The organism is Microbacterium sp. Bi128, from assembly GCF_918698205.1.
Map to the genome: position 1 here is coordinate 1 of NZ_CAKKMM010001449.1, position 1,255 is coordinate 1,255.

Below are 1,255 nucleotides of genomic sequence, written 5' to 3' on the forward strand. Positions count from 1 at the left end.
GGGCAGCGCGTCATCGCGCTGGAACTGGCCAAGAAGCGCGTGGGCGAATGGCTGAGCCACCGCTTCGACGAAAACTCCTCCTCCGCCGCGAAGGTGGACGCCATCTGCTCGTACGAACCCGAATACACGAAGGCAGTCTGAACATGACCGAATCAACAGCAACCGCAGCCGCCATCAACGCCGCCCGCAAGATCGCCGTCGTCGGCTCCGGCTACATGGGTGGCGGGATCGCACAGGTCCTGGCACTTGGTGGCGCCCGGGTGGCGCTCGCGGATGTGTCCGCGGAAGTGGCCCAGAAGAATTACGAGCGGCTCCTGGCCGAATCCGACGAATTCGTTGCCGCCGGGCTCTTCCCGGAAGGCGCCACCGCAATCCTGAAGGAAAACCTCTGGCCCGCCAAGGACATCGAGGAGGCCGTGGCGGACGTCGACTTCAGCGAAGAAGCCGTCCCCGAAGTCATCGAGATCAAGCACCAGACCCGCGCCCGCATCAGCGCGGCCGCCCGCCCGGACGCCATCATCGGGTCCAACACGTCTACGATCTCCATCGCGGACCTGTCCGAGCCGGTCACCAACCCGGAACGCTTCCTGGGCGTGCACTTCTCCAACCCGTCCCCGTTCATCCCGGGCGTGGAAATCATCCCCCATGCCGGCACCTCGGCCGCGACGGTCGGCACCGTCCGCGACCTCGTGCACGCGGCCAACAAGCAGACCGCCGTCGTCAAGGACGTCACCGGCTTCGTGCTCAACCGGCTCCAGTACGCGCTGTTCCACGAGGCCGCCCAGCTGGTGGAACAGGAGATCGCGACCGCGGAGGACGTCGACACCCTGGTCCGCACCACCTTCGGCTTCCGGCTGCCGTTCTTCGGGCCCTTCGCGATCGCCGACATGGCCGGGCTGGACGTCTACAACTTCTGCTACAAGTCCCTCCAGACCGATTTCCCGGAACGGTTCGCGACGCCGAAGATCCTCACCGATCTGGTGGAGGCCGGAAAGCTGGGCACCAAGACCGGGGCCGGCTTCCTCAACGTCCCGGCGGAGCGCACGCCGGAACTGATCGCCTACCGGAACAAGGCGTACGTGGCCATGCAGAAGCTCATCGACGAGCTCGGCCCCGCCCCCATCAGCTGATTCCGCATCTTCCTCTTTCACTTCAGGAGCCTTCCCATGAGCAATTTCCCCACAGAACGCACCGCCATCATCACCGGCGCCGTGTCCGAGCGCGGCATCGGCCGCGCCACCGCCAGCTACCTGGC

1 protein-coding gene and 2 pseudogenes are annotated in these 1,255 nt (G+C 66.0%); all 3 read left to right on the top strand.

The genetic code is table 11. From position 1 onward, the window contains the following. A pseudogene (locus tag LQV45_RS33580) lies at nucleotides 1-141 on the top strand (D-erythrulose-4-phosphate isomerase 1); the annotation flags it as partial. A gap of 2 nt (nucleotides 142-143) precedes the next feature. Then, on the top strand, nucleotides 144-1,130 hold the full coding sequence (locus LQV45_RS33585) for a 3-hydroxyacyl-CoA dehydrogenase family protein (protein WP_230012119.1): 987 nt from the start codon (nucleotides 144-146) through the stop codon (nucleotides 1,128-1,130). A 36-nt stretch (nucleotides 1,131-1,166) separates the two neighbouring features. Further along, nucleotides 1,167-1,255: pseudogene (locus tag LQV45_RS35840) on the top strand (short-chain dehydrogenase); the annotation flags it as partial.